Annotated in this window: 5 protein-coding genes and 1 pseudogene; 3 read left to right on the top strand and 3 right to left on the bottom strand. The window is 67.7% G+C overall.

What is annotated here, in order from left to right:
* From infB to A5708_RS01490, 3 genes are all read left to right on the top strand, one after another.
* A partial coding sequence (infB, locus tag A5708_RS01500; protein WP_081292778.1) for a translation initiation factor IF-2 occupies positions 1-2,071 on the top strand: 2,071 nt, incomplete at its 5' end.
* The gene (gene rbfA, locus A5708_RS01495) at positions 2,071-2,559 is read left to right on the top strand and encodes a 30S ribosome-binding factor RbfA (RefSeq protein ID WP_065026917.1); all 489 of its coding nucleotides are present in this window, start codon (positions 2,071-2,073) and stop codon (positions 2,557-2,559) included. The genes infB and rbfA, both read left to right, overlap by 1 nt.
* Positions 2,534-3,541 (top strand): DHH family phosphoesterase, encoded by a 1,008-nt coding sequence (locus tag A5708_RS01490; protein WP_196772487.1) that lies wholly within the window; start codon positions 2,534-2,536, stop codon positions 3,539-3,541. Before rbfA ends, A5708_RS01490 begins: the two co-directional genes overlap by 26 nt.
* Here A5708_RS01490 and A5708_RS01485 read toward each other — a convergent pair.
* The 3 genes and pseudogenes from A5708_RS01485 to A5708_RS01480 form a co-directional block, all read right to left on the bottom strand.
* On the bottom strand, positions 3,538-4,119 hold the full coding sequence (locus A5708_RS01485) for a hypothetical protein (protein WP_065026915.1): 582 nt from the start codon (positions 4,117-4,119) through the stop codon (positions 3,538-3,540). The two genes, A5708_RS01490 and A5708_RS01485, sit on opposite strands and share 4 nt — an antisense overlap.
* 58 nt (positions 4,120-4,177) lie before the next feature.
* Positions 4,178-4,330: pseudogene (locus A5708_RS25845) on the bottom strand (enoyl-CoA hydratase); the annotation flags it as partial.
* Positions 4,331-4,375: 45 nt separating this feature from the next.
* Positions 4,376-6,979, bottom strand: coding sequence for a helix-turn-helix transcriptional regulator (locus A5708_RS01480; RefSeq protein ID WP_065026914.1), 2,604 nt, complete (start codon positions 6,977-6,979; stop codon positions 4,376-4,378).
* Positions 6,980-7,120 lie beyond the last annotated feature (141 nt).

Genomic DNA, 7,120 nt, shown 5'->3' with positions numbered 1-7,120 from the left:
CCAGGGTCCCGGCGGTCCAGGTGGCCGTGACGGAGGCGGCGGCAACTACCGCGGCGGCGGTGGCGGCGGAGTCGGCGCCCTGCCCGGGGGTGGCGGCGGTTTCCGCGGCCGTCCCGGTGGCGGTGGCGGTGGCCGGCCCGGCCAGCGCGGCGGTGCGGCAGGCGCGTTCGGCCGTCCCGGCGGTGCGCCGCGACGCGGCCGCAAGTCGAAGCGGGCGAAACGCGCCGAATACGAGAACATGCAGGCGCCCGTCGTCGGTGGCGTGCGGTTGCCGCACGGCAACGGCGAGACGATCCGGCTGGCCCGCGGCGCGTCGCTGAGTGACTTCGCCGACAAGATCAACGCCAACCCGGCCTCGCTGGTGCAGGCGCTGTTCAACCTCGGCGAGATGGTCACGGCCACGCAGTCGGTCGGCGACGAGACGCTCGAGCTGCTGGGCAGCGAGATGAACTACGTCGTCCAGGTCGTCAGTCCCGAGGACGAGGACCGCGAGCTGCTGGAGTCCTTCGACCTGAGCTACGGCGAGGACGAGGGCGGCGAGGAAGACCTGCAGACCCGGCCGCCGGTGGTGACCGTGATGGGTCACGTCGACCACGGTAAAACCCGACTGCTGGACACCATCCGGAACGCCAGCGTGCGCGAAGCCGAGGCGGGTGGCATCACCCAGCACATCGGTGCCTACCAGGTGACCGTCGAACACGACGGAGAAGAACGCCCGATCACCTTCATCGACACCCCGGGTCACGAGGCGTTCACCGCCATGCGTGCCCGCGGTGCGAAGGCCACCGACATCGCGATCCTGGTGGTCGCCGCCGACGACGGTGTCATGCCGCAGACGGTGGAGGCCATCAACCACGCGCAGGCGGCCGACGTGCCGATTGTGGTGGCGGTCAACAAGATTGACGTCGAGGGTGCCGACCCGGCCAAGATCCGCGGCCAGCTCACTGAATACGGTTTGGTGGCAGAGGACTTCGGTGGCGACACCATGTTCGTCGACATCTCGGCCAAGCAGGGCACCAACATCGAGCAGCTGCTCGAGGCGGTGCTGCTGACCGCTGACGCGGCCCTGGACCTGCGGGCCAACCCCGACATGGAGGCCCAGGGTGTGGCGATCGAGGCACACCTGGACCGCGGTCGCGGTCCAGTGGCCACTGTGCTGATCCAGCGCGGCACGCTGCGGGTCGGCGACTCGATCGTCGCCGGCGATGCCTACGGCCGGGTGCGGCGCATGGTCGACGAGCACGGCGACGATGTCGAAGAGGCGCTGCCGTCGCGGCCGGTGCAGGTCATCGGTTTCACCTCGGTGCCCGGCGCCGGCGACAACCTGCTGGTCGTCGACGAGGACCGCATCGCCCGCCAGATCGCCGACAAGCGCAGCGCCCGCAAGCGCAACGCGCTGGCGGCGCGTTCCCGCAAGCGGATCAGTCTGGAGGACCTGGACTCGGCGCTGAAGGAAACCAGCCAGCTGAACCTGATCCTCAAGGGCGACAACGCCGGTACGGTCGAGGCCCTCGAAGAGGCCCTGATGGGCATCCAGATCGACGACGAGGTTGCGTTGCGCGTCATCGACCGCGGTGTGGGTGGCATCACCGAGACCAACGTCAACCTGGCGTCGGCCTCGGATGCGGTGATCATCGGCTTCAACGTGCGCGCCGAGGGCAAGGCCACCGAGCTGGCCAACCGCGAGGGTGTGGAGATCCGCTACTACTCGGTGATCTACCAGGCGATCGACGAGATCGAGAAGGCCCTGCGCGGCATGCTCAAGCCGATCTACGAGGAGAACCAGCTGGGTCGCGCCGAGATCCGGGCGATCTTCCGGTCCTCCAAGGTCGGCATCATCGCCGGCTGCATGATCAGCAGCGGCATCGTGCGCCGCAACGCCAAGGCACGGTTGCTGCGGGACAACATCGTGGTCACCGACAACCTCTCGATCACCTCGCTGCGACGGGAGAAGGACGACGTGACCGAGGTCCGCGAGGGCTTCGAGTGCGGTATGACGCTGGGGTACTCCGACCTCAAGGAAGGCGACATCATCGAGTCCTACGAGTTGGTCCAGAAGGAACGCACCTGATGGCCGACCCGGCCAGGGCGCGCCGTTTGGCCAAGCGGATCAACACGATTGTCGCCTCGGCGATCGAGTTCGAGATCAAGGATCCCGGGCTGGAGGGGGTCACCATCGTCGACGCGAAGGTGACCGCCGATCTGCACGATGCGACGGTGTTCTACACGGTGATGGGTCGCACGCTGGATGACGAGCCGGATTACGGGGCCGCCGCGGCCGCCCTGGAACGGGCCAAGGGCACGCTGCGCACCATGGTCGGGGCCGGCACCGGCGTGCGTTTCACGCCTACCCTGACCTTCACGCGCGACACCACGTCGGACAACGTGCAGCGGATGGACGAGTTGCTGGCGCGGGCACGCGCCGCGGACGCTGATCTGGCGCGGGTTCGATCGGGCGCCAAGCCGGCTGGGGAGGCCGATCCATACCGGGACAGCGGATCGGGCGCGGAGCCCGGCCTTGACGGGAGCATCGGTGACGACGACCAACACGAATACTGACCTGGACAGCCCCAGGGTGGGGGCACGCGTCGACGCCGTGGGTGCGGTCGATCTGCTGTCGGACGCCGACACCGTCGCGGTGATCGCGCACGTGCACCCCGACGCCGACACCATCGGCGCCGGGCTGGCGCTGGGGCTGGTGCTGGACACGTGCGGCAAGCGGGTCGAGGTCAGTTTCGCCGAGCCGGCACGGTTGCCCGAGTCGCTGGCCTCGCTGCCCGGCTGCCGGCTGCTGGTCAGCCCGGATGCGATGCGCCGCGACGTCGATTTGGTTGTCACCGTTGACGTTCCGAGCGTCAAGCGGCTGGGCGCGTTGAGCGACTTGGCCGTCGAAGCCGACGAGGTGCTGGTGATCGACCACCACGCCTCCAACGACATGTTCGGCACCGCCAATTTCGTCGACGTGACGGCCGATTCGACCACGATGATGGTCGCCGACATGCTGGACGCCTGGGGTAAGCCCATCGAGCCCGACGTCGCGCACTGCATCTACGCCGGCCTGACGACCGACACCGGATCGTTCCGCTGGGCCAGCGGGCGCGCCCTGCGGCTGGCTGCCCGGCTGGTCGACGGCGGCGTGGACAACGCCGCGATCAGCCGCACCCTGTTGGACAGCCACCCGTTCGGCTGGCTCCCGCTGCTGTCGCGGGTGCTGGCCTCGGCCCAGCTGCTGCCGGAGGACGCGGGCGGCCGCGGGCTGGTGTATGCCGTTGTCAGCAACCAGGATTGGACCAGTTCACGTCCGGAGGAAGTCGAGAGCATCGTCGACATCGTGCGGACCACGCAGCAGGCCGAGGTGGCCGCTGTGTTCAAGGAGATCGCGCCGCAGCAGTGGTCGGTGTCGATGCGGGCCAAGGCCGCGGTGGACCTGGCGTCGGTCGCGTCCGGGTTCGGCGGCGGTGGGCATCGGCTGGCGGCCGGCTACTCGACCACCGGAACGATCGACGACGTGGTGGCGTCGCTGCGCACCGCCCTGGACTAGAACGCCCAGCTTCCCGAGCGCTGCACCACGAATCCGTGGTCGCCGCTGGTGGTGTCCAGGCAGGCGACCAGGTTGTCGGCTCCCACCGCGCAGGTGACGTTGAGATAGGTCAGCTTCTGGCCCGATCCCAGCGCTTTGCCGGCTGCGGGCAGCGGGGGCGCGTTGCCGTCGCATCCGCCGTTGGACATCCGGCTCAACTGATAGCCCGGGCCCTTGAAGTCCACCGAACCCACCACGCAGTCGCCGGGCCGTGGGCGGCCGCCGGGGAGGGGCACGTCGTCCATCCCGAGCATGTCGCCCTTGCATTTGATGTCCTGCGACGGTTGCGGCACGGGCGGCGGCCCGCCGTAGAAGTCGCAGACCAGGGCGGTACCGGCGGAGAAACCGACCCGCGGCGGGCTCCCGGGCGCACCCGCGCCCTGGTAGCCGTCGGCCGGTACGGCGGTGAAGGCGTCCAGGTTGGGAAATCCCGGCGGCGGCTGCGCGCCCGCGTGCGGCGCGGACACCGCGATCGCCGACGCGGCGGCCAGCGTCAGGCCGCCGAGCATCCGCACGACGACTCCGGCGACCGCGTTCATCAGCTGATCGTATGGTGTGGGCCGGATCGGCGGGAACGGACCGGCGCAAACCGCCCGGTCAGCGCACCTGCGAGCGGCCGCGCCGAAACATGGCCTCCCGGTTGGCGGCGACGTCGTCGCCGCTGGTCCGGAACTGCCGGGCCGCCGTCGCCTCCTGCCGCAGCCCCGCGCTGATCTGCGCGTCATCAATGCGGTGACAGGACGCCAGCAGCGGAGTGTCGGATTCACTGTGTTCAACCCAGGAGGTGACCGCTCGCTACTGTTTCACGTCCCGCCACACGATCTTTGCGAGCTCATCGCGGTCGGTGACGTCGAGTTTGATGCACGCGCGATAAATGTGACCTTCAACGGTACGGACGGACACCGTCAACCGCTCGGCGATTTCGCGGTTCGTCAATCCCTCGGCGACGAAGGCCGCGATTTCACGCTCTCGGGAGGTCACCGGCAGGGGGCGTCCCGCCGATCTGATGGCCGGCGTCGTTGCTCCGCCGCATTGAGCGGCCAGCCGTAGCGCACGGGCCGCAGACTCCGCGCTATTTCGCCGCTGACCGGCACGATCATGCAACGGTGCGGCCTGCGCGGCGGAGTCAGCGGCCGAAAGGAGCAAGCCGGCGACTTCGAATTCGGTACTCACTGCGTCGAGTGCCGCCGCGTCGCCGGCAGCGACGGCTGCAGCATGCTGAGCCTGGAGTGTCACCATTCGCCCCTGCACGGTTTCGGCCAGCGCCGCCACACGCTGGGCCACGGTGCGGTCGCCGAACCGTGCGGCGTGGTGCAGTGCCTCAGCTTCGACGGCGTACTGACCTGCCCTGTGGGCGACATCGGCAGCCGCGCGGGCCAATTCGACGGCGCGCCGCTCGAGCCCCTTGGCCGCGGCATGCCACGATCTGGCGACCATCATCTGCGGGGAGTGAATCGCCAGGTGCGGGCCCCGGTGCTCCTCGGCATCGGCGAACACCCGCTCGGACTCCTCTGGCCGTCCCAACGCCGCGTAAGCCTTTGCCAGCAGCACCCTGGCCGGCAACCGCCACGGCATGGAGACCTCGGTGGATGGTGCCGCGATCGCCTGCTCCAGCGCCGAGATGGCGTCGGGGAAGTTGCCGCGGTAAACGGCGACCAGACCGAACGTGATCTTGGCGATTGCCCACGCCATACGTTGTCCCGCAGAGGAGAATTCGGCGTAATCCGCTGCGCGTCGGTCGGCGAGGTCGAGCTCGCCGATAGACGTGAGGGCAAGTACGTCGCAATAGCGCACCATTACCCGGATCATGCCCTCGGTGGCGTGCTGCTCGGCACGGCATTTGGCGGCAATCGGTTCGAAATCGGCCCCGCGACCGGCGACCGGCATGGCCAGGCCCGCCGCGAAAGCAGCCCAATCGACCACTTGTTTCGGGGTGTTCGGGTCCGTGAGCACCCGCTCGGCTTCGGCGATCCCCTCAGCAATCCTGTTCTCGTGCACGGCCATTGCCGATCCTGTGGCTTCTACCGCAAGTTTCAGGCTGGGGTGTTGTACGCGTTGGCGCAAGAGGGTCAAAATCTGATTGGCGTGGGCGACCTCGCCCATCGCCCAGAACAAGATGGAAAGCCGGGGAACTCCCCACTGGACGAGCTGTAGCTCGTTGAGGTCGTCGGGTTCGAACTGATCGAGAATCTCGTCGGCCTGAGCGGGATAGCCCTGCCACAGTAGTGCGCGAGACAGCAGCTCGGCTTCGCGCACCCCACCGCTTCGCTCGAACGCGGCGCGCGCAATACGTTCTCCGAGAGGAAGATTGGATAAGAACATCGCATCCTTTGACGCCGCGACGAGTAGTTCGGTCTCGACGGCCTGGTTACTGTCAACGCACAGCTGCGCCAGGCGAATACGGCTGGCGGCTGAATCGAGATTGCGGTCCCGCAGAACCTCGACCAAGCGGCCTCTGAGTTTGCGGGCCGACGCCGTCCCGATGCGGCGGCGGACCACGTCGCCGAAGAGGGGGTGGCTGAAGCGCACGTTGACGAGGTGGGGACCGTCGCGCACGATCCGGACCAGGCCGTGCATCTCGGCCCCGTCCACGGCCTCCTCACCCGCCAGCTCGCTGAGCGTCTCTATGTCGAGCGGCTCGCACAGCGCCAGCAACTTCAAGGCGTTCATGATTTCGGAACCGGCGTGATCGAGACGGTCCTCCAGCAGAGCGGCTAGACCGGACGGAACAACGGTGGGCCCGCGCAGCTGCCACACCCCGTTGACCTCGGTCAAGGTTTCAGCATCCAGTGCCCCCTCGACCATATGGCGAAGGAACAGCGGATTTCCGCCCGATGACTCCCACATCACGTCCGCGCTCAGACCCTCGAGCGTCCCGCCGAGTACCGATTCGACGAGCGCAATGCTCTGCTTCTTGGTGAACGGCTGAAGTTCCAAACGCTGCAGGTAGCCGTCCTTCCACAGCGACGTGATGGCGTCGGGTGCCTGTTCGCCGTTGCGGACGGTGGCCACGATACGTCCGGCGCCCTCGACCGCGATTTGATGCAGCAACGTCGCGGAGAGCTGATCGAGCAAATGCGCATCGTCAATACCGACAATTGTGTTGCCTTGAGTCACAATGCATTCGCGCGCCGAGGCGATGAGTGCTACCGGGTCCCGCGATGCGGACGGACGCACCCACTGGGCAAAAGCCCCCAGCGGGATCCCGCGCGAGGATTCGGTGCAGGCCGCCCAATTCAGCTTGCAGCGCATTGACGTGGTGACGGTGCGGGCCAGCGTCGTCTTACCGACACCGGCCGCGCCGAACAATATCGCTCCGCGGCTTTCACCGCCGGTCAATGCCCATCGGATCGCCTCCTGCTCCACGGGGCGATCGAGCAGCTGCCAACGGCGGCTCATGAATTCAAAGTGTAAGTCGCCGAATTGAGCACCGCAGGAAAATTTCTTACAGGAGTTACCTTGTCGGCGGAACAGTCTGGGTGCTTGCTTCGCATTGAACACAGCCGATCGAGAGCCGAAGGCTGACGGGTTTGCTCGTCG

It is taken from the genome of Mycobacterium colombiense (assembly GCF_001672755.1).
In the GTDB taxonomy this organism is placed as follows: domain Bacteria; phylum Actinomycetota; class Actinomycetes; order Mycobacteriales; family Mycobacteriaceae; genus Mycobacterium; species Mycobacterium colombiense_C.
Note: the sequence above shows the minus strand (reverse complement) of the source record. Positions and strands in the feature narration are given on the sequence as shown.